At 33.8% G+C, this 25,377-nt stretch carries 36 protein-coding genes; all 36 read right to left on the reverse strand.

Translation table 11 applies throughout. The annotated features are described in order from the left end of the window. Positions 1 to 38: 38 nt before the first annotated feature. A complete protein-coding gene (gene ctlX, locus Q0856_RS01455) occupies positions 39 to 971 on the reverse strand; it encodes a citrulline utilization hydrolase CtlX (protein WP_298501957.1) in 933 nt (310 codons plus the stop codon). A gap of 138 nt (positions 972 to 1,109) precedes the next feature. Next, complete coding sequence (locus tag Q0856_RS01460) at positions 1,110 to 2,315, reverse strand: hypothetical protein (protein ID WP_298501959.1); 1,206 nt, start codon at positions 2,313 to 2,315, stop codon at positions 1,110 to 1,112. 69 nt (positions 2,316 to 2,384) lie between these two features. After that, complete coding sequence (locus Q0856_RS01465) at positions 2,385 to 3,158, reverse strand: outer membrane lipoprotein-sorting protein (protein ID WP_298473240.1); 774 nt, start codon at positions 3,156 to 3,158, stop codon at positions 2,385 to 2,387. A 24-nt stretch (positions 3,159 to 3,182) separates the two neighbouring features. Next, complete coding sequence (locus Q0856_RS01470) at positions 3,183 to 5,525, reverse strand: MMPL family transporter (protein WP_298501961.1); 2,343 nt, start codon at positions 5,523 to 5,525, stop codon at positions 3,183 to 3,185. A gap of 140 nt (positions 5,526 to 5,665) precedes the next feature. Beyond that, positions 5,666 to 6,262: a TetR/AcrR family transcriptional regulator gene (locus Q0856_RS01475; protein WP_298473246.1), complete on the reverse strand. Its 597-nt coding sequence runs from the start codon at positions 6,260 to 6,262 to the stop codon at positions 5,666 to 5,668. 77 nt (positions 6,263 to 6,339) lie between these two features. Next, positions 6,340 to 7,251, reverse strand: a complete 912-nt coding sequence (locus Q0856_RS01480) for an arginine deiminase-related protein (RefSeq protein WP_298501964.1) — start codon at positions 7,249 to 7,251, stop codon at positions 6,340 to 6,342. Between the two features lie 94 nt (positions 7,252 to 7,345). Continuing rightward, the gene (locus Q0856_RS01485; RefSeq protein ID WP_298473255.1) at positions 7,346 to 8,635 is read right to left on the reverse strand and encodes a citrate synthase; all 1,290 of its coding nucleotides are present in this window, start codon (positions 8,633 to 8,635) and stop codon (positions 7,346 to 7,348) included. Positions 8,636 to 8,766: 131 nt separating this feature from the next. Beyond that, positions 8,767 to 10,308 (reverse strand): glycogen/starch synthase, encoded by a 1,542-nt coding sequence (locus tag Q0856_RS01490; protein ID WP_298473257.1) that lies wholly within the window; start codon positions 10,306 to 10,308, stop codon positions 8,767 to 8,769. A 120-nt stretch (positions 10,309 to 10,428) separates the two neighbouring features. Continuing rightward, on the reverse strand, positions 10,429 to 11,721 hold the full coding sequence (eno, locus tag Q0856_RS01495; protein ID WP_298501967.1) for a phosphopyruvate hydratase: 1,293 nt from the start codon (positions 11,719 to 11,721) through the stop codon (positions 10,429 to 10,431). A 127-nt stretch (positions 11,722 to 11,848) separates the two neighbouring features. Further along, positions 11,849 to 12,952, reverse strand: a complete 1,104-nt coding sequence (gene carA / locus Q0856_RS01500) for a glutamine-hydrolyzing carbamoyl-phosphate synthase small subunit (RefSeq protein ID WP_298501970.1) — start codon at positions 12,950 to 12,952, stop codon at positions 11,849 to 11,851. A gap of 90 nt (positions 12,953 to 13,042) precedes the next feature. Then, on the reverse strand, positions 13,043 to 13,540 hold the full coding sequence (rplQ, locus tag Q0856_RS01505; protein ID WP_298473263.1) for a 50S ribosomal protein L17: 498 nt from the start codon (positions 13,538 to 13,540) through the stop codon (positions 13,043 to 13,045). A gap of 55 nt (positions 13,541 to 13,595) precedes the next feature. Then, positions 13,596 to 14,588, reverse strand: coding sequence for a DNA-directed RNA polymerase subunit alpha (locus tag Q0856_RS01510; protein WP_291866219.1), 993 nt, complete (start codon positions 14,586 to 14,588; stop codon positions 13,596 to 13,598). A 16-nt stretch (positions 14,589 to 14,604) separates the two neighbouring features. After that, entirely contained in the window at positions 14,605 to 15,210 is a 606-nt protein-coding gene (rpsD, locus tag Q0856_RS01515; RefSeq protein WP_298473267.1) for a 30S ribosomal protein S4, read from the reverse strand. 86 nt (positions 15,211 to 15,296) lie between these two features. Beyond that, positions 15,297 to 15,689, reverse strand: a complete 393-nt coding sequence (rpsK, locus tag Q0856_RS01520) for a 30S ribosomal protein S11 (protein ID WP_121062808.1) — start codon at positions 15,687 to 15,689, stop codon at positions 15,297 to 15,299. A 12-nt stretch (positions 15,690 to 15,701) separates the two neighbouring features. Beyond that, positions 15,702 to 16,076, reverse strand: coding sequence for a 30S ribosomal protein S13 (gene rpsM, locus Q0856_RS01525; RefSeq protein ID WP_298473270.1), 375 nt, complete (start codon positions 16,074 to 16,076; stop codon positions 15,702 to 15,704). Between the two features lie 2 nt (positions 16,077 to 16,078). Beyond that, a complete protein-coding gene (gene ykgO / locus Q0856_RS01530) occupies positions 16,079 to 16,195 on the reverse strand; it encodes a type B 50S ribosomal protein L36 (RefSeq protein WP_013621733.1) in 117 nt (38 codons plus the stop codon). 9 nt (positions 16,196 to 16,204) lie between these two features. Then, on the reverse strand, positions 16,205 to 16,420 hold the full coding sequence (gene infA, locus Q0856_RS01535) for a translation initiation factor IF-1 (protein WP_013751343.1): 216 nt from the start codon (positions 16,418 to 16,420) through the stop codon (positions 16,205 to 16,207). Between the two features lie 3 nt (positions 16,421 to 16,423). Next, positions 16,424 to 17,782, reverse strand: a complete 1,359-nt coding sequence (gene secY / locus Q0856_RS01540) for a preprotein translocase subunit SecY (protein ID WP_298473274.1) — start codon at positions 17,780 to 17,782, stop codon at positions 16,424 to 16,426. A gap of 16 nt (positions 17,783 to 17,798) precedes the next feature. Then, positions 17,799 to 18,251 (reverse strand): 50S ribosomal protein L15, encoded by a 453-nt coding sequence (rplO, locus tag Q0856_RS01545; protein ID WP_298501973.1) that lies wholly within the window; start codon positions 18,249 to 18,251, stop codon positions 17,799 to 17,801. A 15-nt stretch (positions 18,252 to 18,266) separates the two neighbouring features. After that, positions 18,267 to 18,446: a 50S ribosomal protein L30 gene (gene rpmD / locus Q0856_RS01550; RefSeq protein WP_298473281.1), complete on the reverse strand. Its 180-nt coding sequence runs from the start codon at positions 18,444 to 18,446 to the stop codon at positions 18,267 to 18,269. 15 nt (positions 18,447 to 18,461) lie between these two features. Continuing rightward, positions 18,462 to 18,986, reverse strand: a complete 525-nt coding sequence (gene rpsE / locus Q0856_RS01555) for a 30S ribosomal protein S5 (RefSeq protein ID WP_298473284.1) — start codon at positions 18,984 to 18,986, stop codon at positions 18,462 to 18,464. Positions 18,987 to 18,994: 8 nt separating this feature from the next. Beyond that, entirely contained in the window at positions 18,995 to 19,348 is a 354-nt protein-coding gene (rplR, locus tag Q0856_RS01560; RefSeq protein ID WP_298473286.1) for a 50S ribosomal protein L18, read from the reverse strand. A gap of 10 nt (positions 19,349 to 19,358) precedes the next feature. Continuing rightward, positions 19,359 to 19,901, reverse strand: a complete 543-nt coding sequence (rplF, locus tag Q0856_RS01565; protein WP_298473288.1) for a 50S ribosomal protein L6 — start codon at positions 19,899 to 19,901, stop codon at positions 19,359 to 19,361. A gap of 17 nt (positions 19,902 to 19,918) precedes the next feature. Further along, entirely contained in the window at positions 19,919 to 20,317 is a 399-nt protein-coding gene (gene rpsH, locus Q0856_RS01570) for a 30S ribosomal protein S8 (protein WP_298473290.1), read from the reverse strand. A gap of 65 nt (positions 20,318 to 20,382) precedes the next feature. Next, positions 20,383 to 20,652 (reverse strand): 30S ribosomal protein S14, encoded by a 270-nt coding sequence (gene rpsN / locus Q0856_RS01575; RefSeq protein WP_298473292.1) that lies wholly within the window; start codon positions 20,650 to 20,652, stop codon positions 20,383 to 20,385. A gap of 1 nt (position 20,653) precedes the next feature. Further along, positions 20,654 to 21,205 (reverse strand): 50S ribosomal protein L5, encoded by a 552-nt coding sequence (gene rplE / locus Q0856_RS01580; protein WP_298473296.1) that lies wholly within the window; start codon positions 21,203 to 21,205, stop codon positions 20,654 to 20,656. A 2-nt stretch (positions 21,206 to 21,207) separates the two neighbouring features. Continuing rightward, positions 21,208 to 21,522 carry a 50S ribosomal protein L24 gene (gene rplX, locus Q0856_RS01585; RefSeq protein ID WP_298473299.1) on the reverse strand — a complete coding sequence of 105 codons (315 nt, stop codon included), beginning with the start codon at positions 21,520 to 21,522 and terminating at the stop codon, positions 21,208 to 21,210. Between the two features lie 13 nt (positions 21,523 to 21,535). Further along, positions 21,536 to 21,904: a 50S ribosomal protein L14 gene (rplN, locus tag Q0856_RS01590; RefSeq protein ID WP_298501975.1), complete on the reverse strand. Its 369-nt coding sequence runs from the start codon at positions 21,902 to 21,904 to the stop codon at positions 21,536 to 21,538. Position 21,905: 1 nt separating this feature from the next. Beyond that, positions 21,906 to 22,163, reverse strand: a complete 258-nt coding sequence (gene rpsQ, locus Q0856_RS01595; RefSeq protein ID WP_291866133.1) for a 30S ribosomal protein S17 — start codon at positions 22,161 to 22,163, stop codon at positions 21,906 to 21,908. Positions 22,164 to 22,176: 13 nt separating this feature from the next. Then, positions 22,177 to 22,368 (reverse strand): 50S ribosomal protein L29, encoded by a 192-nt coding sequence (gene rpmC, locus Q0856_RS01600; RefSeq protein ID WP_298473307.1) that lies wholly within the window; start codon positions 22,366 to 22,368, stop codon positions 22,177 to 22,179. 11 nt (positions 22,369 to 22,379) lie between these two features. Then, on the reverse strand, positions 22,380 to 22,805 hold the full coding sequence (rplP, locus tag Q0856_RS01605; RefSeq protein WP_298473309.1) for a 50S ribosomal protein L16: 426 nt from the start codon (positions 22,803 to 22,805) through the stop codon (positions 22,380 to 22,382). Between the two features lie 20 nt (positions 22,806 to 22,825). Further along, a complete protein-coding gene (gene rpsC, locus Q0856_RS01610; RefSeq protein ID WP_298473311.1) occupies positions 22,826 to 23,545 on the reverse strand; it encodes a 30S ribosomal protein S3 in 720 nt (239 codons plus the stop codon). 1 nt (position 23,546) lies between these two features. Beyond that, complete coding sequence (gene rplV, locus Q0856_RS01615) at positions 23,547 to 23,954, reverse strand: 50S ribosomal protein L22 (RefSeq protein ID WP_298473313.1); 408 nt, start codon at positions 23,952 to 23,954, stop codon at positions 23,547 to 23,549. A 3-nt stretch (positions 23,955 to 23,957) separates the two neighbouring features. Then, positions 23,958 to 24,236 (reverse strand): 30S ribosomal protein S19, encoded by a 279-nt coding sequence (gene rpsS / locus Q0856_RS01620; RefSeq protein WP_298473315.1) that lies wholly within the window; start codon positions 24,234 to 24,236, stop codon positions 23,958 to 23,960. A 13-nt stretch (positions 24,237 to 24,249) separates the two neighbouring features. Continuing rightward, positions 24,250 to 25,074 (reverse strand): 50S ribosomal protein L2, encoded by an 825-nt coding sequence (gene rplB, locus Q0856_RS01625; protein ID WP_298501978.1) that lies wholly within the window; start codon positions 25,072 to 25,074, stop codon positions 24,250 to 24,252. Positions 25,075 to 25,083: 9 nt separating this feature from the next. Further along, positions 25,084 to 25,374, reverse strand: a complete 291-nt coding sequence (gene rplW, locus Q0856_RS01630) for a 50S ribosomal protein L23 (protein WP_291866114.1) — start codon at positions 25,372 to 25,374, stop codon at positions 25,084 to 25,086. Positions 25,375 to 25,377: the final 3 nt, after the last annotated feature.

A 25,377-nucleotide genomic window follows, 5' to 3' on the forward strand; every position in this document is an offset into this window, starting at 1 on the left:
GAACCCTTTTGTTATTATGTTCTTTTACTTTATTACTCCTATTCTTGAGGTAAAAACACTTCAGCCATCATACAGCGAGCACTTCCCCCTCCACATGTTTCGATAGTCTCTAAGGAACTATGTAATATCTCGCAGTACTTCTCTATACTGTTTATCTGTTCTTTGTTTAAGCTATTATAAGCAGCAGAACTCATTACTAAATACCTTTTACCCTCTCCTCCTAAAACCTGAAGCATATTACCTGCAAAATGATGCATTTGTTCTTCGGTAATAGAAATTACTTCTTTTCCATTTTCTTTTAAATGATGAATTACATTTTTTCTTTCTTTTTTATCATCAATAGAAGCTAAACAAATAACAGAAAAATCTTCTGCCAGACACATCATTACATTTGTATGGTAAATTAACATACGCTTATCTCTAACAGACTGATAAGAACTAAAAATAACTGGTAAGTAATCAAAATCCTCGCAGAATTCAATAATCAACTCTTCATGCGCCCTATCGGACAAAGCGCAATACGCTTTTTTGTTTACACGATCTAAGAGTAAACTACCTGTACCTTCTAGGAATATATTATCTTCCTCGGCGGAAGTATAATCCATTACATTCTCAATAATAAATCCTTTTTTTTCTAAAGCATCTAAAATATCTTCACGACGTTCATTTCGCCTATTTTCGGCAAACATAGGATATAAACCTACAGTACCATCGGCATGAAAGGAAATCCAATTGTTTGGAAAAATAGAATCTGGGGTGTCTGGGATTTTAGTATCTTCTATTACAATTACCTCTACCCCTTTTTCTTTTAGAACTTTTACAAAATCATCAAATTCTTTTTGCGCATTCTTATTTACAATCACAGCCTCGGCATCAATTTTTTCTTGAAAATAATTATTTACTGAGGTTTGCTCGTTCATCCTAAAACTAATAGGGCGAACCATAAGTATCGTATTTGTAATTTGTTTCATCCTTGTATTCAATTTTCCCTATAAATCAGCAAAATTAAAACAATTAAAGAAGATTATTTTACATTTAACACAGAAAACACCTTTTAGTTAATTTACGTTTATAACTAAAAGGTGTTTTATTATAATGTATTATAGCTCCTAGAAGAACTTAGACAGGGATAATCTAAAAAAACTATCTTCTTTAAAGTTGGATAGAATTAATTCTTCCTTGTCAATTGAATTAAAAATTCTTGCTTCCACTTCTACTTTACAACTATTTCCTATTCGCCGAGAAGCTTCTAAACTGAATATTTTACTACTCTTATCTAAATCAATAATTCCTCCAATTAAAATGGAAGTATCTTGTGTATCATTAAAGGCTATTCGGCTTCCTAAAAAAACATCGTTTTGCAAACCTGAAAGTGCTAAGGCATCTCTATCATCATATAAATACTCTCCTAAAATACCGATATCTAAACCATTGCCATCAATATTACCAAAGGTATATTCAACACCTGCCGCCAGTGCTAAAAAATGCTGAGTCTTTGCATCTCTATATATTGATTCTAGTTTCCAAAGAAAAGCATCATGGGTAACCTGAACTTCCAATCCTGTTTGATTAATAATTGGATAAAATGCATTCGTATTTCCTTGATTGTCAAAAAGAAAAAGAGGCTCTCGTCCATTTCCATAAAAATGAGAAAGGGCCACATCAAAAATTCCAAAATAGTGTTTCCATCTTACCGCAAAATCTTGACGCCATTCTTCGGCACCGCTTTCATAATTAATATCATTCTTTTCAATTACGGTTCCAAATCGTAATCTACCGTCAATTCCTGAAAAAGTACGCTTACGATGATAGGGTAGGTAAAAAAAATCAAAGGTTCCTAACTTATTAGTTATCCAATTAAATTGCACCATTGGTTGTCCTAACTTTTCTTCACCATCAAATGTTTCTACCACATCCGTTTGATTAATAATATCAACCAGATGGTTACTCTCAATAACTCCCCAATACACTTTTTTTAAACCTACATTAAGCTCCCAGCTACTTTTTGCTTTTTGGTAATATAACTCCCGAATATCCCAATGAGTACGCTCCTCATCTTTATCCAGTCTAAAAAAACCAGAAAAGTTAATTTGTTCTCTTCCCTTGTTCCAATCTACAGAATACTCTGGTTTTATTGCTAAAGCGGGGAAATGACTTTCTTGACCTGAGAATTGAGCCTCGTTAAAGAAGTATCTGTATTCAGCCTGTAATTCTAATTCAAAATCATGATTAACCTTCCTATGGTCATCATTTTGAGCGTTTATAGGAATACTTAAAAACGTTATTACTACGAATATTAAATTATTATATTTCAACGGATTCTATTTTATAAATTAAAGGCAATTCAGGTGTTATAGTCTCCACCTAAACTGCCTTGTCACTACTTAATTTCCTGCTCTTTGAAGTGCTACCTGAGAAAAATCATCCTCAGATAACTCAGCATCAAAATTGTAATCACTAAAACTTAAAATAGTTTCTTTATTACTTTGATGGTTAACCATTTTCAAAACTCCGGCCCTCCAAAATTTATTCTTATACTGTTTATAGTCACTATAACTTAGTGTTTTAAGCAGCGCATTTTTGCGGTCATAAAACTGTATTTTTTCTATACGATACCCTTTACTCTTATTATAAGAAACTATTCTACGAGTATAACCAGATTTAGGATCCACAGGATCCTGTTCTACAGTAAGAATACTATTGTTTTCTTTTAAAAATTTATAGGTATATTTTTCAACCTCTTGAGAAGATAAATCTTCATATGCAAACTCGCTCCCAACAAAAGGCCCCGATTTGTTGTTTGAAGAAATTCTTTTTACTCTTTTTATTGAAGGTAGATATAACCATTGATCATCCGAACCTACTTTATGCGTAAAAGTCAAGGTAGAAGTTCCTTTAACGTCTTTTGGACTATTAAATACTATTAAGGACTTATCACCATCTTCTGTTAATTCTAAAGTTCGTGTCGTTAAAGAACGTTCACTTGTTTGTCCATTTTTATTTTTCAAGGTCATTTTTAACTCAGCAATAGAGCTATTAAAACCTAAATCTGCTTTCTCAGCTTCTTTTGCTATTTGAATTCCTTTCTCCTCAGGAGATTGCGCTTTTACTATAAATAGTGTTAAAAATGCTAAAAGTGTTAAAAGTCTTGCTTTCATTTTATTTGTATTAATTTATAATTATTAGTTTGTTATTTTGTTTTCCTTTTTGGCTGTCAATATCAATAAAGCAGGCAGTAAAATAAAGTCTATTATTAAGGCCGAAAGGATAATTATTACGGTTATTCTTGCCATATAACTATTTAAGGCAAAAGAAGAAGTAGATAGCACCGTAAACCCTGCTAAAAGCACTAATGTTGTTGTTACCAAAGCTTTTCCGACAGTTTCAAAAGCATAGATAACGGCTTGTTTCGCATCGTAACCTAGTTCTCTACGCGCTCTTAAAAACTTACTCATAAAGTGAACCGTGTCATCTACTATAATACCTAAAGTCATACCGAAAACAATTACCATTCCCGTATTAATTTGCCCCTTATAAATAGCCCAAATTCCAAAACCAATAAGAACTGGCGCAACATTAGGTATTATACTAAGTAACCCTAATTTAAAGCTACGTAAAGCCAACATTAACACTAAGGATATTAACAACAATGCTATAATGTTACCATTTAACATACTCTCTGCCTGTCTAAAGCCAAGTTTCGAGAACATAAGCATTGGGCTTACAGCTATTGCATGCATTTCTTTAGGAGCATTATTTTTAAGCCATTGCTCCCCACGTTCTGCGAAAGCAATCATTTGCGGACTATCAATGTTTTTTAAAGTAACTGTTACACGCGTTTCAGATTTATCTACATTAATTTGGTTGTTTAAGTCTAAACCAAATGGTAAGGACAACTCATAAAGCAATAAATATTGTGCAGCTTCCTCCCTATCTTCGGGAACTTTATAAAATTTCGTATCATCCCCATGCATAGACCTGTTTACTCTACGAGCTACTTCGCTAAATGCATTAACATGTACTACTTCTGGCTGCTCATTTAACCAATCCTCAAAAGCATTTAATGTTTTTAAATATGTTGGATTATTAATTCCTCCACTTTCGCCACTACCAACTGAATATTCTACATTGTAAATACCTGTAAGGTTTTCACTTATATAATCCGTATCTGTTCTAAAAGGGACTGTTTCATCAAAATAATTGATAAACTCATCATTAAATTCATTTTTGGTGGCCAAAAAACCAAGAAATCCTATTATTACCAAAGAGACAATAGTTAGTCTCATGGGCTGTTTTATTACAAAATTACCGAGTTCAGTATACCAATTTTTTATTTCTTTCTTTTTACCAACCCCTTTAGCCTTGACAGGAAAAATAGCCATTAAAGCGGGAAGGGTTGTTGTTGAATATAAAAATGCCATTAACATACCAAATGCCACAATATTACCTAAATCCCAAAACGGAGGAACATCACCAAAGTTCATCGTTAAAAAACCTATTACAGTAGTTAAACTAGTTATAAAAACTGGCATAAAATTTAAACGTAATGCTTCTTTTAAAGCATCTATTTTATCGAGTCCTCCACTTCTCATTTTCTGCAACATTGTAACCAGAATATGAATACTATCGGCAACTGCCAAGGTTAGTATCATTGTTGGAAATACTGCCGATGGAGGTGTTAACTTAATGCCCATTAGTCCCACAAATCCTATGGCACTCATAATAGAAAAGACCACAACAATAAAAGTTGCTATTGTACTATATATATTTCGGGTAAGCACAAATGTTGTAATAATAACTATTAATAACATTATCATGGTAAGCATCATATCTCTCATTGACGCCTCAAAGAATGCTGTATTTAAAGGAACCAACCCTGATGAATGTACTTGAAAATTTGGGTTTTTCTTTTTAAAATTTTTTATCATATTACGGATAAAAGTAGTAACCTCAGGTATTTCAGTTGCGCTATCTACTCCTGGTAACCTTACGGTTATATTGACAGCGGTTACGCTTCCTTTTTTGTTTAATATCCTATTAACCAAAAGCGGCTCGTTTAAAGCCTTTTTCCTAATTTCTTCAATTTCAGAAACTGATTTAGAGCCAGACTCGTACGATAAATCATCTACATACAAATCGTCTCCCTCTGCACTTGTATATTGAAAATTTGTTAAGGCATCCACACGAGAAGAATAAGGTGTGTTCCACGACTCAGCCGTTAATTCCTCAATAGCAATTAGGTTTTCTTTAGTAAATACATTGCCATTTTCTGGTGATAAAACTAGTACGACATTATCATCTTTTGTGTATTTATCCTGTAAGGCATCAAAAGCCTCCAGTTCAGGGTTTGACTTGCTAAAAAAAACATGATAATCTCCATCAAATACCATATTCCCTTGAGAGCCTAAGCCCAAAGCAAGAATAAGTGTTAAAATTAAAACCATCCATTTTTTAGCTGCTACAAATTCTCCCCATTTTCGAACAAAATTGTTCGAAACGCTTTCTATTTTTTTAAATGCATTCATTGTTTATTATTTAGTTGACTAGTAGATTATTTATTAAAATTTTAGTGTTTTACTCTTATGACGATTTCATTTCCAAAAAAAGGACAACTTATCAAAAACAATAAATAGTTGACCAGTCGTCTATTTTGTTCATAAAAAAATTATTGCAATAATAATGTTCTAATAATATCAAGCATATTCTCAATAGGCTCGGCACTATTCATCTCTTTCATAGTAATCATTGCTCCTTTCCCCGAATCCTCAATAAAACCTGTTAACTTTTCTACATCAACCGTTTTACTTATTTCTCCTTCTTCTTGGGCTTCAACCATTACTTTTACAATATGCGACTTTATAAGATTACTTTTACTGGCAACAGATTTTCTTATTTCCTCGTTGTGTTCTGCCATTTCATTTGCCATATTGCAACACAAACAACCCTTTTTACAATTTAGTTCTTCCTTTAAAGCCTTCGCCCTAAATTCATAAAAATTGAGTAAACGTTCTCTAGGTGAAAAATTTTTATCTTGTAAAACTTCTATTGCAGGGTAAAAATGACTTTCGAAATACTTATCCAAGGATTTTAAAACAAAATCCTCTTTACTATCAAAATAAAAATAGAAAGACCCCTTAGGGATTCCAGCCGCTTTTACTATATCATTAACACTTGTTGCGTTATACCCTTTACTCCATATAACCTCCATACCGATATTTAATATGGCATTTGATTTTATATCATGCTTTAGTGTTTTACTCATCTTTATTAAATCGAATACAAAAATATGACCACTCGTCTAGTAATGCAAAACAATACTGTTAATTTTTCCAAAAAAAACTATTTTCTAATTAAAGGAAGTGTACTACAGCGCAATAATCCTTCTTGTTTAGCTATTTCAGAGTATGTTATTTCTTCTACAATAAAACCCTGATCCTTTAACCAGTCATTTAATCTTACAAAACTTTTTTCCGAAACTATTACTTCTGGGGAAATAGAAAAAACGTTGCTAAACATTTGATACATCTCCTCTGCTGTAATATCAAAAATATTCTCTTTTCCGAAATAGTCTACCAACCAAAAATATTCTTCTTCTATTAAAAAACCATTTTTATGTAATATTGCTTTTCCCTTACCTACGGGCTGAAAACAACAATCTAAATGCAGCGCATTTTCTCTCGCATTTTTTGATTTACGTAACTCAAAAGATTTTATCTTTTTATTTGGAAATTGCTCCCTCATAAAATCTACTGCCGCTTTGTTGGTTCTCGCCGTAATATGATCCGAATAATCATCAGCGGTATAGGTTCCTATAAAAATATAATCGTTCCAGGGCATAACATCACCTCCTTCCACATGTACTTCTTCTGGTGGTCTTAAAATATTCTTTTCCGGTATTTTATCTAGGACATGAAGTATAGCATCAATCTCTTTTTCTCTATCGGGTAGAATGTTTGCTAAAATTAATTTATCCTCTATCACAAAAGCGATATCTCTTGAAAATATTTGATTACAATCCTTGATAACCTCTGGCCTATAAACGGTAACATTATGTTTTTTTAACACTTTAGCAAAGCCATCCATCTCTACAATCATATCCTTTTCTATAGGATACGTTCCTGCCAAAATATGCTCCAAAGATTTAGGGTCATATGCTTCTTCCGGCATAGGTGTTGGGCCACAACTTTTTGCAGTACCTAGTACAACAGCCTTTAATACAGATGTTTCATCTGTAACATTTAAGTATAACATAGAAAAAATTTGAAACAAATATAGAATTACTTTTTTACTAAAAAAAAGCCCTTTTTAAAAAAAGGGCTCTATAAAAATATAAAAGATTAAAATCTTATTCTCTCTCTTCTACGCTTTTAAAAGGTCTAAAGGTTTCTCCAGTATAAACTTGTCTTGGTCTACCTATTGGCTCCCCATTTAAACGCATTTCTCTCCACTGCGCTATCCATCCAGGTAATCTACCCAAAGCAAACATAACCGTAAACATTTCTGTAGGTATGCCTAATGCTCTATAAATAATTCCAGAGTAAAAATCTACATTTGGATAAAGTTTTCTATCCACAAAATATGGGTCTTCCAAAGCTTCCTTTTCTAAGCCTTTAGCTATATCTAAAATTGGATCATTTATACCCAAATCAGAAAGCACTTCGTCTGCTGCTACTTTAATTATTTTAGCTCTAGGATCAAAATTCTTATAAACTCTATGTCCAAAGCCCATTAATCTAAATGGGTCATTTTTGTCTTTAGCTTTGGCCATGTACTTTTTAGTATCACCTCCATCGGCCTCAATAGCCTCTAACATTTCTAAAACAGCTTGATTAGCACCACCATGTAAAGGCCCCCATAAAGCTGAAATACCAGCTGATAAAGAAGCGAATAATCCTGCATGTGAAGAGCCAACTATCCTTACTGTAGATGTAGAACAGTTCTGTTCGTGATCAGCATGAAGAATTAAAAGTTTATCCAAAGCATCTATAACTACTTTGTTTTTTTGATACTCATGAGTCGGTTTTTTAAACATCATTTTATGAATGTTCTCTACATACCCCAAAGCATCGTCGCCATAATCTAATGGCAACCCTTTTTTCTTACGCATAGTCCAAGCAACTAGTACCGGAAACTTTGCTAAAATTCTAACAATAGCATGATACATTTCCTTTTCTGAACTTACATTTACAGAACTAGGATTAAAAGCTATAAGTGCACTTGTTAATGAAGATAACACTCCCATAGGGTGTGCAGACTTTGGAAAACCATGCAAAATCTTTTTCATTTCCTCATCAATATGAGACTCTTCTTTTATATCATTATGAAATTGAGCTAACTGATTAGCATTTGGTAGTTCCCCAAAAATTAACAAATACGCAACTTCTAAAAAATCAGCCTTTTCTGCCAATTCTTCAATAGAATAGCCTCTGTATCTTAAGATTCCTTTTTCTCCATCTAAATACGTGATAGCGCTTTCGCATGAGCCCGTATTTTTATATCCAGGATCAATAGTAATTAACCCATTAGAAGATGCTCTTAATGTCTTAATATTTATTGCTAATTCATTCTCTGTTCCCTCTATTACTGGAAACTCATATTTCTCTCCTTTATATTCTAAAATTGCTTTGTCTGACATCTATATTTAATCTAAATTTTTGTGGTTCGTAAATCTACGAAAATCCTAGGATTTTAACAATTTTTAAAAAACCAAAAACTCCGTCTCAAACGTTTTTTTCCACATACTAACTTAAAAAAAAGTGCTATTTATTATTGATTTATTGAATAGAGTAATGTATAATATTTATCTACTGATTTTTCCCAAGTGAATCGCTTCTTTTTTGCATTATCTTGAATTCTTTTCCATTTAGGTTTTTCGTTCTCATAAATCGACAAAGCCGTATCAAAAACAGATAACATATTTTTAATCTTCTCATTATAAGAATCCCCATCGAAACTAAATCCTGTTTTTAAATGATGAACAGTGTCTTTTAACCCTCCCGTATGATGTACTAAACATGGGTTTCCATTTCGCATTGCTAGCATTTGACTTATTCCGCATGGTTCAAACAAGCTTGGCATAAAATATAGGTCCGTCTCTAGATAAATAGCATCTATTACATCTTCCGATTGTCCATTAATAAAAATAAAATTCTTATGTTCATAACTTATATTACGAAAAAGCTCTTCATAATCTGGTGCTCCTGTTCCTAATAAAATAAAAGCTCCGTTAATTCTATCTAGTCTTTCTAAGATTTGTACAAATGCTTCTGGAGACCTTTTAAAAAAATAAAACTTTTGCTCTGTTAAACGAGCAACGCTAGAACAAATAAAATTTGGTGGTTCTGTTAAATACTTTACAATTTTTTCTCCAGTATGAGCCAAAAAATCTGCTTTATACTTTTTTGACTCTTCTTGTAACCATCTAAAAATAGCATTAACAGTTATTAAATATAATTTACCCTTTTCTGCTACTCTAATATTTTTATAATTAGAACCATTTAAAATACCTACTAAACGACCTTCATTATCGGCTTTTAGTAAATCTTTTTCTAAACCCTCGCCACCTATAAATTCCGGAGGAGTACTTGGATTAAGAATATCTTCTTTATACGATGGAGAAACAGTATGTACAGTATCTGCAAGACGAATACCTAATGCCATTAAATTAATACAATCCGGGTAGCGATAATCCATTAATGCTTCTTTATCAAAAGGGAAGTCCGGAAACCAGTTCCTTAATGAAGAGTAATTATTTTCAAAAGGTCGAATACCTTGAATTGCCAAATTATGAATACTATAAACAAATCGTATTTTTTCTAAGACTTTATACCCTCTATGATATTTTTTAAGAAACAATAATAGACTTGTATGCCAGTCATGCATATGAACAATATCTAGACCTCCAAAAGCATCGTTTTTTATAGCTTCTGCTACAGCTGTACAAAATATAAAATATTTTATTGCATCTGTGTAAAAGGGTTCTGTTGGATCATTATGATAAATATGGGCAATATCTCCTGCTTCTATCTCTGGGTGATGTATTACATAATGATGAATATTCTTAAATTTCTTTTTTGGTGCCACTTCATAGAGTTCGGCTATATATGTAGTACTTCTTAGCTTAAAAGTTAAAGTGGTTTTGAGTATGGCTTGTTTATGCAATCTAGAATAGGAAGGTACAACAATATGTACTTTATCTCCTTTAGAAGATAATTGTCTTGGAACATCCCTAACAACATCTCCCATACCACCGGCTTTACAATTGTACAAGGCATCATTTTCCGCTGCAACAAAAAGAAAATTATTCATAAATGTAATAAGTAGATTTAGTTAAACAGTTATAATAAAAAGGTAGGTAATATTAAGGATTATCCCAAAAAAAAAGCCTCTCTATTATATAGAAAGGCTTTTTTAATATTTTAGCAACAATTATTTTACTTTAAAAGCATTTTGTTGAGGATAATATGCTGTAGTTCCTAATTCTTCTTCAATTCTAAGAAGTTGGTTATACTTAGCCATTCTATCCGAACGAGAAGCCGATCCAGTTTTAATTTGACCACAGTTAAGTGCTACTGCTAAATCTGCAATAGTATTATCTTCTGTTTCTCCTGAACGGTGTGACATTACAGAAGTGTAACCCGCATTTTTTGCCATATTAACGGCAGAAATTGTTTCTGTCAATGATCCAATCTGATTTACTTTTATTAATATAGAATTAGCTATACCATTGTCAATTCCTTTTGCTAAACGCTCTACATTAGTAACAAATAAATCGTCTCCAACTAATTGTACTTTGTCACCAACTTTTTCTGTTAGAGATTTCCAACCATCCCAATCATTTTCATCCATACCATCTTCAATAGAAAGAATAGGGTATTTCGCAGATAAATCGGCTAAATATTGTGCTTGCTCTTCTGAAGTACGTATTACACCTTTATCTCCTTCAAATTTTGTATAGTCGTACTTTCCATCTACATAAAACTCTGCAGAAGCACAATCTAAGGCAATCATTATATCATCACCTAATTTATATCCAGCTTTATCAACCGCTTTGGCTATAGTATCCAAAGCATCTTCTGTTCCCCCTGCTAAATTTGGAGCAAATCCTCCTTCATCACCAACAGCAGTACTTAAACCTCTATCATGCAGCACCTTCTTAAGGTTATGAAATATTTCAGTACCCATTTGTAACGCATGAGAAAATGTTTCTGCCTTAACTGGCATAATCATAAATTCTTGGAACGCAATTGGAGCATCTGAATGCGACCCGCCGTTTATAATATTCATCATTGGAACTGGCAAAGTATTTGCACTTACCCCCCCAACATATCTATATAATGAAATTCCTAATTCATTTGCCGCTGCTTTTGCTACTGCTAAAGAAACTCCTAATATAGCATTTGCACCTAATTTAGATTTATTCGGTGTTCCATCCAACTCAATCATAGTTTGATCAATTAAATTTTGATCAAAAACAGACATTCCTAAAACTTCTTGAGCAATTTCTGTATTTACGTTACTAACTGCTTTTAAAACACCCTTACCCATGAATTTGTCACCTCCATCACGCAGTTCAACAGCTTCATGTTCACCTGTTGAAGCACCAGAAGGAACTGCTGCTCTACCCATTATACCATTTTCGGTAATTACATCAACTTCAACCGTTGGGTTACCTCTAGAATCAAAAATTTGTCTTGCGTGTACACTTAGAATAATACTCATGTGTTATTGTTTTTTATTGTTTTAAAATCTCTTTTACAAAGATACAAAACCCTACTTTTTTACCCTCCATTTAGGCAATATATTAACCTAAATATTAGAAAAATTTAAACTATATTTTAACTATTTGTTATTTCTGAATCATTTCGAAAAATTCATCAAAAAGATAATCAGAATCATGCGGCCCTGGACTTGCTTCCGGGTGATATTGAACTGAAAAAACTTGTTTATTCTTCATACGAATTCCTGCAACAGTCTTATCATTTAAGTGCTCATGTGTAATCTCCAAATCAGAATTTGCTTCTGCCTCTTCTCTATTAATAGCAAAACCATGATTTTGAGAAGTAATTTCACCTTTTCCCGTTCTTAAGTTCAAAACCGGATGATTTATTCCCCTATGACCGTTATGCATTTTATAGGTAGACACTCCATTTGCCAGAGCAATAACTTGATGTCCTAGGCAAATACCAAAAAGTGGCTTACCACTTTCTATAATACCTTTTGCAGTTTCTATAGCATCTACTAAAGGTTCAGGGTCACCAGGGCCATTGGATATAAAAAACCCATCTGGATTCCAAGCTGCCATATCCGCATAACTAGTATTATAAGGATACACCTTAATATATGCATCTCTTTTTTCTAAATTTCTTAGAATATTCTTTTTGATACCAATATCTAATGCCGAAATTTTGTATTTCGCATTTTCATTTCCATAAAAATAAGGTTCTTTCGTAGAAACTTTAGATGACAATTCGAGCCCTTCCATACTTGGCACTTCTCCCAGTTGTTGTTTTATAGCATCCAAGTTATTTACATCTGTAGTTATAACCGCGTTCATAGCACCATTATCACGTATGTAACTAACCAATGCTCTCGTATCCACATCAGATATAGCAAACAAATTACTATCGTTTAAAAATTCTTCTAAACTTTTATCCGCAAGATCACGCGAATATTCATAGCTAAAATTTTTACATATTAGACCAGAAATTTTAATAGAATCTGATTCTATTTCGTCTTTATTTGTTCCGTAATTTCCTATATGCGCGTTTGTAGTAACCATTAACTGACCAAAATAGGAAGGATCTGTAAAAATCTCTTGGTAACCCGTCATACCAGTATTAAAACAAACTTCACCAAAGGAAGTTCCTTCTTTATTTCCTACAGATTTACCATGAAAAATGGTTCCATCTGCCAATAATAAAATCGCTTTTTTCTTAGTTTGATATTTCATTATATATACATATTGATATTAAAACACAAAAAAAATGGGATAAGTTATAAATAACTCATCCCATTATATTAAATATTTTTCCTAAACATATTATTCTTCTGAATCGTCTGTTTTAGTTTCTGCTACAGCTACTGGCGGTGTATCAGCCTTTTTAGTTCTACCTCTACGAGTAGATTTCTTTTTAGCTGGTTTACCTGCATTATAAAGCTCGTTAAAATCAACCAACTCTATCATTGCCATGTCTGCATTATCGCCCAAACGATTACCTAATTTGATAATTCTAGTATAACCACCTGGTCTATCGCCAACTTTTTCAGCTACTTCGCTAAAAAGAGTTGTAACAGCATACTTATCTCTTAAATTTTTAAAAACAATACGTCTGTTATGCGTTCCTTTATCAGCAGTTTTATTATTTTCTGCTTTAGACTTTGTGATTAAAGGTTCTACAAACTGTTTTAAAGCCTTCGCCTTAGCAACTGTAGTATTAATTCTTTTATGTTCAATTAAGGAACAAGCCATATTAGCTAACATTGCTTTTCTGTGAGCCGCTTTTCTTCCTAAATGATTAACTTTTTTACCGTGTCTCATTATATTATTCTATTTTCTTCCTTATCAGAGTTTTTCTCTTCTAACAGAAGCAAAATTAATCTTTATCTAATTTGTATTTGGATAAGTCCATTCCGAAACTTAATCCCTTATTAATTACAAGCTCTTCTAACTCTGTTAAAGATTTTTTACCAAAGTTTCTGAATTTCATTAAATCATTTTTATTAAAAGAAACTAAGTCTCCTAATGTATCTACTTCCGCAGCTTTTAAACAATTCAACGCTCTGACAGATAAATCCATATCTACAAGCTTAGTCTTTAACAACTGACGCATGTGTAATGATTCTTCATCATAAGTTTCCGTTTGAGCAATCTCATCGGCTTCAAGAGTAATTCTCTCATCAGAAAACAACATAAAGTGATGTATCAAAACTTTAGCTCCTTCTGTTAAAGCATCTTTTGGATGTATAGATCCGTCAGTTACTATTTCAAAAACCAACTTCTCATAATCCGTCTTTTGCTCTACCCTAAAGTTTTCAATACTATACTTTACATTTTTGATAGGTGTAAAAATAGAATCGATTGCAATAGTTCCTAGCGCAACACCGGATTTCTTATTTTCCTCAGCAGGAACATATCCTCTTCCCTTATCAATAGTAATTTCCATATTGATACTAACTTTAGCATCTAAATTACAAATTACCAAATCTGGATTTAGAACCTGGTAGCCAGAAATAAATTTCTGAAAATCTCCAGCTGTTAATTGATCTTTTCCACTAATAGAAATTGAAACTACTTCTGCTTCAGAATCTTCTATTTGTTTCTTAAAACGAACTTGTTTTAAATTTAATATTATTTCGGTAACGTCTTCAACAACACCCGGGATAACAGAAAATTCATGCTCTACTTTATCTATTCTAACAGAAGTAATTGCATAACCTTCTAATGAAGAAAGTAATACCCTTCTTAATGCATTCCCAACCGTTAATCCATAACCTGGTTCTAAAGGACGAAATTCAAATTTGCCTTCAAAATCAGAGGAATCGATCATTATTACTTTATCGGGTTTCTGAAAATTAAATAATGCCATATTCGATTGGTGTTGTTTATTTAGAGTATAACTCGACTATTAATTGTTCTTTGATATTCTCTGGAATCTGCATTCTTTCTGGCACAGAAACAAATGTTCCTTGCTTAGTTTCAGTATTCCATGTCATCCATTCATAAACATTGCTATTTGAAGACAACGCATCCTGAATGGTTTGTAAAGATTTAGATTTTTCTCTTACGCCTACAACATCACCAGCTTTTAATGAATAAGAAGGTATGTTTACCAATTCTCCATTAACTGTAATATGTCTGTGCGATACTAACTGTCTAGCCCCTCTTCTAGAGTTAGAGATACCCATTCTGAAAACTACGTTATCTAACCTAGATTCACATAACTGAAGTAACACTTCACCAGTAACTCCTTTACTACTATTTGCCTTAGCAAATATGCCTCTAAATTGACGCTCTAATATACCATAAGTATACTTCGCTTTTTGCTTCTCCATTAACTGGACAGCGTATTCCGATTTTTTTCCACGACGACGGTTATTACCGTGTTGTCCTGGAGGATAATTTTTCTTTTCAAAAGACTTATCGTCTCCAAAAATCGCTTCTCCAAACTTACGAGCGATTTTACTTTTTGGTCCTGTATATCTTGCCATTTTCTAAAAATTTGAAAGTGTGATTATGAATTAAGGCTTATCCTTCGATAATCGTAACTACACGTTTCTATGAAATATTAATTTAATTAAACTCTTCTTCTTTTCGGAGGTCTACAACCATTATGTGGCATTGGAGTAACATCAATTATTTCTGTTACTTCTATACCTGCATTATGAATAGAACGGATAGCAGATTCTCTACCATTTCCAGGACCTTTAACGTAAACCTTTACCTTTCTAAGTCCTGCTTCATGAGCAACTTTAGAACAATCTTCAGCAGCTACTTGAGCAGCATAAGGAGTATTCTTTTTTGAACCTCTAAAACCAAGTTTACCCGCAGACGACCAAGAGATTACATCTCCTTTTTTATTTGTCAACGAAATAATGATATTGTTAAAAGAAGCAGTAACGTGAGCTTCACCCACAGACTCTACTATAACTTTACGTTTTTTAGTAGATTTAGCATTTGCTTTTGCCATAATACCTAATTATTATTTAGTCGCTTTTTTCTTGTTAGCAACTGTTTTTCTCTTTCCTTTTCTGGTTCTAGAATTATTCTTAGTTCTTTGACCTCTTAAAGGCAACCCAGATCTATGACGTATTCCTCTATAACATCCAATATCCATTAGACGTTTGATGTTTAATTGAGTTTCAGAACGCAATTCTCCTTCTATTGTAAAAGAAGAAACTGCCTCTCTAATACGACTAATTTCATCATCATTCCAGTCTGATACTTTTGTATCCTCACTTACTTGAGCTATTTTCAAAATCTCTTTAGCTCTACTGTTACCAATTCCAAAAATGTAAGTTAAGGCAATTACGCCTCTTTTTTGTTTTGGTATGTCTATACCTGCAATTCTTGCCATAACTATCCTTGTCTTTGTTTAAATCTAGGATTCTTTTTGTTGATTACATACAACCTGCCTTTTCTTCGCACAATTTTGCACTCGGCACTTCTCTTTTTTATTGATGCTCTAACTTTCATCTTTTTATCTTAATATCTATAAGTGATTCTAGCCTTACTTAAATCATAAGGACTCATTTCTAATTTTACTTTATCGCCTGGAAGCAATTTTATATAATGCATACGCATCTTACCAGAAATATGAGCCGTTACTACATGTCCGTTCTCTAACTCTACTCTAAACATTGCGTTTGATAATGCTTCGATTATAGAGCCATCTTGTTCTATTGCTGCTTGTTTAGCCATAAATTATGCTACTTTTCTGTTTTTACCAGATTTCATTAAACCGTCATAATGCCTATTCAACAAATATGAATTTACTTGCTGCACCGTATCTATAGCAACACCTACCATAATTAAAAGTGATGTTCCTCCGTAAAACATTGCCCATCCTGCCTGTACATCCATAAGCTTTACAACGATTGCCGGTAATACAGCAAGCAAAGCTAAAAATATAGATCCAGGTAACGTAATTAAAGACATTATTTTATCTAAAAAATCTGCAGTTTCTTTACCAGGGCGTGTTCCAGGTATAAACCCTCCACTCCTTTTTAAATCATCTGCCATTTTATTTGTAGGAACAGTAATAGCCGTATAGAAATAAGTAAATACTATAATTAAAAACGCAAATAAAAGATTATAAGGCAAACTAAACATTGCCCCTCCTCCTCCAAAATTCAACTGCAACCATTGTCCAAAACTACTATCTTTCAAAAATTCTGCACTTCCAATTAATCCTGGAACAAACATAATTGCCTGCGCAAAAATAATAGGCATAACACCCGAAGCATTTAGCTTTAAGGGTATATATTGTCTAGAACCAGCCACATTTTTTTCATAACCTCCAGAAGCCGTTCTCCTAGCATATTGTACCGGTATTTGACGAGTAGCCATCACTAGTAAAATACTAGCTAATATAACCAAGAACCACACTATTACCTCTACAAGAATAAACATAAGCCCACCATTGTTATTGGTAGTTCTTGATACAAATTCCTGAACAAATGACTGTGGCAATGTTGCAATAATACCTATCATTATTAACAATGAAATACCATTCCCAATTCCTTTATCCGTAATTTTTTCTCCTAACCACATCGCAAACACGCACCCTGTAACTAGAATTATTACTGCAGGAACCATAAAGTTTAATCCTTTTCCTAAAACAAAAGCACTATCCTGTACACCAAAAGCACCTAAACCATATAAATATGCCGGAGCCTGAACTATACATATCCCTATAGTCAACCATCTAGTAATTTGATTAATGGTCTTTCTTCCACTTTCTCCTTCTTTTTGGAGTTTTTGAAGATAAGGAATAGCAATACCCATTAATTGAACAACAATCGAAGCCGATATATATGGCATTATACCTAATGCAAAAATAGAAGCCTTTGCAAATGCACCCCCCGTAAAAGCATTAAGCAAACCAAATATACCTTGATCTGTACTCGAAGCTAACTGCCCAAGTTGCGTTGTATCAATACCCGGAATTGTTATTTGGCAACCAAAACGATAAACCAACAAAAGACCTAAGGTAATAAGTATTCTATTCCTTAGCTCTTCTATCTTCCAAATATTGGATAATGTTTCGAAAAAATTCTTCATAGTGTCTCTTATATTCTTATAAACTTATAGCTTCACCTCCAGCTGCTTCAATTGCCGCTTTTGCCGTTGCTGTAAATTTATGAACCGATATTTTCAGTGAAGCTTTTAATTCACCCCCACCTAATATCTTTACTAAATCATTTTTACCTACTAAACCGTTTTCCACTAAAGCATCAAAAGTAACTTGATCTTTAATAACTTTCTTTTCCACTAATTCCTGTAACGTAGAAAGATTAATGCCTTTGTATTCTTTACGGTTAATATTGGTAAAACCAAATTTAGGTACACGTCTTTGCAGTGGCATTTGACCACCTTCAAAACCTATCTTTTTAGAATAACCAGATCTAGATTTTGCACCTTTATGTCCTCTAGCTGCAGTACCACCCTTACCTGATCCTTGACCTCTACCTATACGCTTACCATCTCTACTAATAGAACCTTCAGCTGGTTTTAGATTACTTAAATTCATTACACTAATTATATATTAAGCTTCTTCTGTAGAAACTAAGTGTTTAACTTTATTTATCATACCTAGAACACTCGGAGTAGCATCATGCTCAACTACCTGTCCTATTCTTTTTAAACCAAGGGCCTCTAAAGTTCTCTTTTGGTTCTGTGGTCTTTTAATACCACTACGTAATTGTTTTACTTTAATCTTTGCCATAATATCCTTCTATTACTAACCTTTAAAAACTTTTTCTAAAGAAACACCTCTTTCTTGAGCTATTGACTTAGCATCTCTCAATTGCAACAAAGCATCAAAAGTTGCCTTAACTACATTATGTGGATTAGAAGAACCTTGAGATTTAGATAATACATCTTGAACTCCCACTGCTTCTAATACCGCTCTAACAGCACCACCAGCAATAACACCAGTACCATGAGAAGCTGGCTGAATATAAACTCTAGCACCTCCAAATTTACCCTTCTGCTCGTGCGGTACAGTTCCCTTATTTAATGGAATACGCACTAAGTTCTTCTTAGCATCTTCAATCGCTTTAGCAATTCCAGTTGCAACCTCCTTAGATTTACCAAGACCGTGTCCTACAACACCATTTTCATCACCAACAACAACTATCGCTGAAAAGCCAAAAGCTCTACCACCTTTAGTTACTTTAGTAACCCTTTGTACACCTACTAACCTATCTTTTAAGTCTAAACCTCCTGGTTTAACTGTTTCTACGTTTTTATATTTCTGAAACATAATGTTAATTAGAATTTAAGTCCTGCTTCTCTTGCGCCTTCCGCTAAAGATTTTACTCTACCATGGTATAAATTTCCTCCTCTATCAAAAGCAACTTTATCCACTCCTGCTTTTAACGATTTTTCAGCGATAGCCTTACCAACAAGACCTGCTATTTCAGATTTACTTCCTTTAGATTCAATATCTTTATCTCTAGAAGACGCTGCCGCTAAAGTAATCCCTTTAACATCATCAATTAATTGAGCATAAATCTCACTATTACTTCTAAAAATTGAAAGTCTTGGTCTTTCAGCTGTTCCAGAAGAAACCTTACGTATTCTTCTACGAATTCTATATTTTCTTTGTGTCTTTGATAACTTCATAATACTTTTATTAAGCTGATTTACCGGCTTTTCTTCTTAAAATTTCTCCAACAAACTTAATACCCTTTCCTTTGTAAGGCTCCGGCTTACGGAAAGATCTAATTTTAGCAGCGATTTGACCAACTAATTGTTTATCGTGAGATGTTAATTTCACTATTGGATTTTTACCTTTTTCAGAAATAGTCTCAACTTTAACCTCTGGAGCCAAATCAATAACTATATTATGTGAAAACCCTAAAGCCAAATCTAACTTTTGACCTTGATTGCTTGCTCTATAACCTACACCAACCAATTCAAGTTCTTTAGTCCATCCCGAAGACACACCATTAACCATATTCAAAACTAACGATCTATACAAACCATGTTTTGCTTTACTTTCCTTAGAATCAGAAGGTCTTGTAACATAAACCTGACCATCCTCTACTTTCACCTCTACTGATGAAAACTCTTGGGTTAACTCCCCCAATTTACCTTTTACAGCTATTACATTATCTTTAACCTCTACGGTTACGCCTTCTGGAATCGCTACTGGATTATTACCTATTCTAGACATTTTCTAAATCTTTTTTATTAATATACGTAGCATAAAACTTCACCACCTACATTTTCAGTTTTGGCTTGCTTACTAGTCATTACTCCATGCGAAGTTGAAACAATTGCTACACCTAATCCATTAAGAACTCTAGGTAAATCCACCGATCCAGCATACTTACGTAAACCTGGCTTACTAACGCGCTGCAATTTCTTAATTACAGGTTCTTTAGTTACCTTATTATACTTTAAAGCTATTTTAATTGAGCCCTGTACTTTATCTTCCTGAAACTTGTAACTTAAAATATATCCTTGATCGAATAATATTTTAGTAATTTCTTTTTTAACGTTAGAAGCTGGTATCTCTACCACTCTATGCCCTGCTCTACTGGCATTTCTAATTCTAGTTAAATAATCTGCTATAGTATCTGTTACCATATTTATTAATTGCGGAGACGGTTTTTGGTATTATCACCAAACCTGAAACCAATTTATATTCAATTTTACCAGCTAGCCTTTTTAACACCAGGTATTAACCCTTGATTAGCCATCTCTCTAAAAGTAACTCTTGAAATACCAAAAGTTCTCATATACCCTTTAGGCCTACCTGTTAACTTACAACGATTATGCATACGTACTGGTGATGCATTTTTTGGTAACTTTTGCAAAGCTTCGAAATCACCAGCTTCTTTTAAAGCTTTTCTTTTCTCAGCATATTTAGCAACAGTCTTCGCCCTTTTTCTTTCACGGGCTTTCATTGATTCTTTAGCCATACTACTTCTTTTTAAAAGGTAATCCTAATTCTGTTAATAATGATTTTGCTTCTTTATCGGTATTCGCAGAAGTTACAAAAGTAATATCCATTCCGTTAATTCTATTGATTTTATCAATATTAATTTCAGGAAAAATAATTTGTTCAGTAATACCTAAGCTATAATTTCCTCTACCATCAAAACCAGTAGCTTTAATACCTTGAAAATCACGTACTCGTGGCAAAGCACTTGTAACCAATCTATCTAAGAACTCATACATTCTTTCTCCACGTAAAGTAACTTTTGCCCCAATTGGCATACCCTTACGTAATTTAAAAGAAGCAACATCCTTCTTTGACAAAGTCGCTACTGCCTTTTGCCCAGTAATAATAGTCATTTCATCAACCGCATGATCAATTAACTTCTTATCAGCAACTGCAGCTCCAACTCCTCTACTTACTACTATTTTCTGTAACTTAGGAACTTGCATTACATTTTTATAACCAAACTCCTCTTTTAAAGCGCCAACAATACGCTCTGTATATTCCGTTTTTAATCTTGCAACGTAAGCCATAACTAAATTACTTCCTTAGATTTTTTAGAAACTCTCACTTTTTTTCCATCCTTTACTTCATAACCAACCCTTGTAGTCTCGCCAGTTTTGGCATCTATCAAAGAAAGATTTGAAATATGAATAGGAGCTTCTTTTTTAACAATTCCTCCTTGAGGATTCTTTGCACTAGGCTTTTCATGCTTAGACACCATATTAGCACCTTCAACAATTGCCTTATTTTTTCCTACATTAACACTTAAAACTTTACCTTCTGTACCTTTATGGTCGCCAGCAGTAATTTTTACAGTATCTCCTGTTTTAATTTTTAACTTTTTCATCGTACTGAATATATTATAGTACCTCAGGGGCTAATGATACAATCTTCATAAATTGTCTATCACGAAGTTCTCTAGCTACAGGTCCAAAAACACGTGTACCTCTCATTTCACCTGTAGGATTTAACAATACACACGCATTATCATCAAAACGTATATACGAACCATCAGGTCTTCTAACTTCCTTCTTAGTTCTAACAACTACTGCTGTAGAAACTGCTCCTTTTTTAATACCTGCGTTTGGAGTTGCCTCCTTAACAGTAACGACAATCTTATCGCCAATAGAAGCATATCTTCTTTTTGTACCTCCGAGAACTCGAATAGTCAAAACTTCTTTTGCTCCGGTATTATCCGCTACCTTTAGTCTAGATTCTTGCTGTAACATATTATTTAGCTCTTTCTAAGATTTCTACTAATCTCCAACACTTGTTCTTGCTCAAAGGACGAGTTTCCATAATTTTGACTTTATCGCCAATATTACAATCGTTCTTTTCATCGTGCGCAACATATTTCTTTGTCTTTAACACGAACTTACCGTACATAGGATGCTTAACTCTTTTAACTTCAGCAACAACAATAGATTTCTCCATTTTATCACTAGTTACTACTCCTACTCTTTCTTTTCTTAAGTTTCTTTTTTCCATAAAGCAGAACCAATTATTGGTTGTCCCTATTAGTTAATTCCGTAGCCAATTTAGCTACTGTTCTTCTAACTTTTCTTATTTGAAGTGGATTCTCTAGAGGGGTTACAAAATGTGCAATCTTTAAATCAGCATGAAGCTTTTTTAACTCTACCAACTTCTCCGTAAGTTCCTGGTCAGACAATTCTTTTATTTCTTGTTTTTTCATGATTCCTACGTTTATTTCTGGTCCGTATAATCTCTAGCCACTATAAATTTTGTTTTAACAGGCAATTTTTGTGCCGCCAAACGCAATGCTTCTTTAGCTATATCTATTGATACTCCTGCTATTTCAAACAAAACTCTTCCTGGTTTCACAACAGCCACGAAATATTCTGGAGCACCCTTACCTTTACCCATACGTACCTCTAAAGGCTTTTTAGTAATAGGCTTATCCGGGAATATTTTAATCCATAATTGCCCTTCCCTTTTCATATATCTAGTTGCAGCGATACGCGCAGCTTCAATCTGACGGGAAGTTAAAAAAGATGTATCCAAGGACTTTATACCGAACATACCATTTGAAAGCAGATGCCCTCTTCCGGCATTACCCTTCATACGGCCTTTCTGCATTTTACGAAACTTCGTTCTTTTTGGTTGTAACATTTTCTTACTTCTTTAAAAAATTACTTTCTACGACGTGGCTTTCTTCCACCATCATTTTTTCCACCTTTTCCACCTTGGCTCTTTTGCATTCCAACCAAAGGAGAAAGTTCTCTCTTACCATAAACCTCACCTTTCATGATCCACACTTTTATTCCCAATCTACCATAGGTAGTATGAGCCTCATGCAAAGCATAATCAATATCTGCTCTAAAAGTAGACAAAGGAATACGCCCGTCTTTATAAGATTCAGAACGAGCCATTTCCGCACCGTTTAAACGTCCAGAAATTTGTATCTTAATACCCTCAGCATTCATTCTCATAGCAGCAGCAATTGACATTTTAATTGCTCTTCTAAATGAAATCCTTGATTCAATTTGCCTTGCAACACTTGCCGCAACCAAATTAGCATCTAATTCAGGTCTTTTAATTTCATATATATTGATTTGAACTTCTTTACTGGTAATCTTCTTAAGTTCCTCCTTAAGTTTATCTACCTCTTGTCCACCTTTACCAATAATAATTCCAGGTCTTGCAGTAGTTACAGTAACCGTAATTAACTTTAATGTACGCTCAATAATAACTCTTGATACACTTGCCTTTGATAAACGAGCATGAATATATTTTCTAATTTTATCATCCTCAGCTAACTTATCTCCATAATCATTACCACCGTACCAGTTAGATTCCCAACCTCTGATGATTCCTAAACGATTACCAATTGGATTTGTTTTCTGTCCCATTCTAGCTTTGTGTATTATTGTTAGATCCTACAACCAATGTAACATGGTTGGAACGTTTTCTAATTCTATGTGCTCTTCCTTGAGGTGCAGGGCGCAGTCTTTTCAACATACTACCACTATCTACTCTAATCTCACTTACCACAAGATCAGCATCCTCCATATTAGCATCCTCATTCTTTGCTTGCCAGTTTGCAATAGCAGAAAGTAATAATTTCTCTAACCTTCTAGAAGCCTCCTTCGGATTAAACCTAAGAGTAGCTAAAGCACTCTCTACTTTCATTCCTCTTACCAAATCCGCAACTAAACGCATTTTTCTTGGTGAAGTAGGACAGTTATTAAGCTTAGCAAATGCTATTTTTTGTTTTTCAGCCTTAATTCTTTCGGCCATTTGTTTTTTACGAACTCCCATAGCTTACTTTTTTCCTTTATTCTTTGCCCCAGCATGACCCCTATAAGATCTAGTTGGAGAAAATTCTCCCAGTTTATGACCTACCATATTCTCAGTAACAAACACAGGAACAAACTGCCTCCCATTATGTACTGCAATAGTAAGACCCACAAAATCAGGTGTTATCATTGAAGCTCTAGACCAAGTCTTAATAACAGACTTTTTACCAGAAGCTGCATTTTGCTGGATTTTTTTATCCAAGCTATAGTGAACGTAAGGTCCTTTTTTTAGTGAACGTGCCATTTCTTTCTACTTTTTATTTCTTTCTACGTTCTATTATATACTTATTGGTACTCTTTGTCTTAGAACGCGTTCTAAATCCTTTAGCAGGTATACCGTTTCTTGATCTTGGATGACCACCAGACGCTCTACCTTCACCACCACCCATTGGGTGATCCACAGGATTCATTGCCACTGGTCTAGTTCTAGGACGCTTACCTAACCACCTACTTCTACCAGCTTTACCTGAAACCAATAACTGATGATCCGAATTAGATATAGCTCCTATCGTAGCCATACATCCAGAAAGTATTAATCTAGTTTCACCAGAAGGCATTTTAACAGTAACAAACTTACCATCTTTCGCCATTAGTTGAGCAAATGTACCTGCACTTCTAGCCATAACAGCTCCTTGCCCAGGACGCAACTCAATACACGAAATAACTGTACCTAATGGTATATCACTTAAAGGAATTGCATTTCCAACCTCAGGAGCAGCATCAGAACCAGAAGAAATCTTCTGCCCTACCTGCAATCCATTCTGAGCGATTACATACCTCTTTTCACCATCAGCATATTCTAATAAAGCAATAAATGCTGTTCTGTTTGGATCATACTGAATAGACTTAACCGTAGCAGCAACACCTTGCTTATCTCTCTTGAAGTCTATTACACGATACCTTCTTTTATGACCACCACCTCTATGGCGCATAGTCATCTTTCCTTGACTGTTTCTACCTCCCGACTTTTTTAACGGAGCAAGCAAACTCTTCTCCGGCTTATCAGTAGTAATGGCGTCAAATCCATTTACTACTCTAAAACGCTGTCCAGGAGTGATTGGTTTTAATTTTCTAACTGACATTTCTTGTCTTTATAGATTACTGTAAAAATCAATAATATCACCCTCAGCCACATCAACTATAGCTTTTTTCAAAGCATTAGTCTTTCCATGCTGTACACCTGTCTTAGTGTAACGTGATTTTCTAGTAGGCCCGTAATTCATAGTACGTACCTTTTTTACGGAAACACCGTAAGTTGCCTCAACAGCATCTTTAATTTGAATCTTATTAGCCTTAGGACTAACAAAGAAACCATAACGATTATACAACTCACTATCAGCGGTCATCTTCTCTGTTATAATTGGTTTTATCAACACACTCATGTT

This window comes from uncultured Maribacter sp. (assembly GCF_947496775.1).
Classification (GTDB): Bacteria; Bacteroidota; Bacteroidia; order Flavobacteriales; family Flavobacteriaceae; genus Maribacter_B.

What these genes read in the sequence shown, in the direction of transcription:
- rplR (WP_298473286.1), bottom strand. Translation starts at nt 19,348, where the DNA reads ATGAAGTTATCAAAGACACAAAGAAAATATAGAATTCGTAGAAGAATA.
- carA (WP_298501970.1), bottom strand. Translation starts at nt 12,952, where the DNA reads ATGAAATATCAAACTAAGAAAAAAGCGATTTTATTATTGGCAGATGGA.
- Q0856_RS01510 (WP_291866219.1), bottom strand. Translation starts at nt 14,588, where the DNA reads ATGGCATTATTTAATTTTCAGAAACCCGATAAAGTAATAATGATCGAT.
- rpsM (WP_298473270.1), bottom strand. Translation starts at nt 16,076, where the DNA reads ATGGCAAGAATTGCAGGTATAGACATACCAAAACAAAAAAGAGGCGTA.
- infA (WP_013751343.1), bottom strand. Translation starts at nt 16,420, where the DNA reads ATGGCTAAACAAGCAGCAATAGAACAAGATGGCTCTATAATCGAAGCA.
- rplP (WP_298473309.1), bottom strand. Translation starts at nt 22,805, where the DNA reads ATGTTACAACCAAAAAGAACGAAGTTTCGTAAAATGCAGAAAGGCCGT.
- rpsN (WP_298473292.1), bottom strand. Translation starts at nt 20,652, where the DNA reads ATGGCTAAAGAATCAATGAAAGCCCGTGAAAGAAAAAGGGCGAAGACT.
- rplX (WP_298473299.1), bottom strand. Translation starts at nt 21,522, where the DNA reads ATGAAAAAGTTAAAAATTAAAACAGGAGATACTGTAAAAATTACTGCT.
- rpsC (WP_298473311.1), bottom strand. Translation starts at nt 23,545, where the DNA reads ATGGGACAGAAAACAAATCCAATTGGTAATCGTTTAGGAATCATCAGA.
- rpsS (WP_298473315.1), bottom strand. Translation starts at nt 24,236, where the DNA reads ATGGCACGTTCACTAAAAAAAGGACCTTACGTTCACTATAGCTTGGAT.
- rpsE (WP_298473284.1), bottom strand. Translation starts at nt 18,986, where the DNA reads ATGTTTCAGAAATATAAAAACGTAGAAACAGTTAAACCAGGAGGTTTA.
- rplB (WP_298501978.1), bottom strand. Translation starts at nt 25,074, where the DNA reads ATGTCAGTTAGAAAATTAAAACCAATCACTCCTGGACAGCGTTTTAGA.
- rplV (WP_298473313.1), bottom strand. Translation starts at nt 23,954, where the DNA reads ATGGGAGTTCGTAAAAAACAAATGGCCGAAAGAATTAAGGCTGAAAAA.
- rplO (WP_298501973.1), bottom strand. Translation starts at nt 18,251, where the DNA reads ATGAATTTAAGTAATCTAAAACCAGCTGAAGGTTCTATTAGTAGAGAT.
- rplQ (WP_298473263.1), bottom strand. Translation starts at nt 13,540, where the DNA reads ATGAGACACGGTAAAAAAGTTAATCATTTAGGAAGAAAAGCGGCTCAC.
- eno (WP_298501967.1), bottom strand. Translation starts at nt 11,721, where the DNA reads ATGAGTATTATTCTAAGTGTACACGCAAGACAAATTTTTGATTCTAGA.
- rplN (WP_298501975.1), bottom strand. Translation starts at nt 21,904, where the DNA reads ATGTTACAGCAAGAATCTAGACTAAAGGTAGCGGATAATACCGGAGCA.
- ctlX (WP_298501957.1), bottom strand. Translation starts at nt 971, where the DNA reads ATGAAACAAATTACAAATACGATACTTATGGTTCGCCCTATTAGTTTT.
- rpmD (WP_298473281.1), bottom strand. Translation starts at nt 18,446, where the DNA reads ATGGCAAAGATTAAAGTAAAACAATTACGTAGTGGTATTAAAAGACCA.
- Q0856_RS01475 (WP_298473246.1), bottom strand. Translation starts at nt 6,262, where the DNA reads ATGAGTAAAACACTAAAGCATGATATAAAATCAAATGCCATATTAAAT.
- Q0856_RS01470 (WP_298501961.1), bottom strand. Translation starts at nt 5,525, where the DNA reads ATGAATGCATTTAAAAAAATAGAAAGCGTTTCGAACAATTTTGTTCGA.
- rpsH (WP_298473290.1), bottom strand. Translation starts at nt 20,317, where the DNA reads ATGGTAACAGATACTATAGCAGATTATTTAACTAGAATTAGAAATGCC.
- Q0856_RS01480 (WP_298501964.1), bottom strand. Translation starts at nt 7,251, where the DNA reads ATGTTATACTTAAATGTTACAGATGAAACATCTGTATTAAAGGCTGTT.
- rplE (WP_298473296.1), bottom strand. Translation starts at nt 21,205, where the DNA reads ATGGCTTACGTTGCAAGATTAAAAACGGAATATACAGAGCGTATTGTT.
- rpsQ (WP_291866133.1), bottom strand. Translation starts at nt 22,163, where the DNA reads ATGGAAAAAAGAAACTTAAGAAAAGAAAGAGTAGGAGTAGTAACTAGT.
- Q0856_RS01485 (WP_298473255.1), bottom strand. Translation starts at nt 8,635, where the DNA reads ATGTCAGACAAAGCAATTTTAGAATATAAAGGAGAGAAATATGAGTTT.
- rplW (WP_291866114.1), bottom strand. Translation starts at nt 25,374, where the DNA reads ATGAGTGTGTTGATAAAACCAATTATAACAGAGAAGATGACCGCTGAT.
- secY (WP_298473274.1), bottom strand. Translation starts at nt 17,782, where the DNA reads ATGAAGAATTTTTTCGAAACATTATCCAATATTTGGAAGATAGAAGAG.
- rpsD (WP_298473267.1), bottom strand. Translation starts at nt 15,210, where the DNA reads ATGGCAAGATATACAGGACCAAAAAGTAAAATCGCTCGTAAGTTTGGA.
- Q0856_RS01465 (WP_298473240.1), bottom strand. Translation starts at nt 3,158, where the DNA reads ATGAAAGCAAGACTTTTAACACTTTTAGCATTTTTAACACTATTTATA.
- rpsK (WP_121062808.1), bottom strand. Translation starts at nt 15,689, where the DNA reads ATGGCAAAAGCAAATGCTAAATCTACTAAAAAACGTAAAGTTATAGTA.
- rpmC (WP_298473307.1), bottom strand. Translation starts at nt 22,368, where the DNA reads ATGAAAAAACAAGAAATAAAAGAATTGTCTGACCAGGAACTTACGGAG.
- Q0856_RS01490 (WP_298473257.1), bottom strand. Translation starts at nt 10,308, where the DNA reads ATGAATAATTTTCTTTTTGTTGCAGCGGAAAATGATGCCTTGTACAAT.
- rplF (WP_298473288.1), bottom strand. Translation starts at nt 19,901, where the DNA reads ATGTCTAGAATAGGTAATAATCCAGTAGCGATTCCAGAAGGCGTAACC.
- ykgO (WP_013621733.1), bottom strand. Translation starts at nt 16,195, where the DNA reads ATGAAAGTTAGAGCATCAATAAAAAAGAGAAGTGCCGAGTGCAAAATT.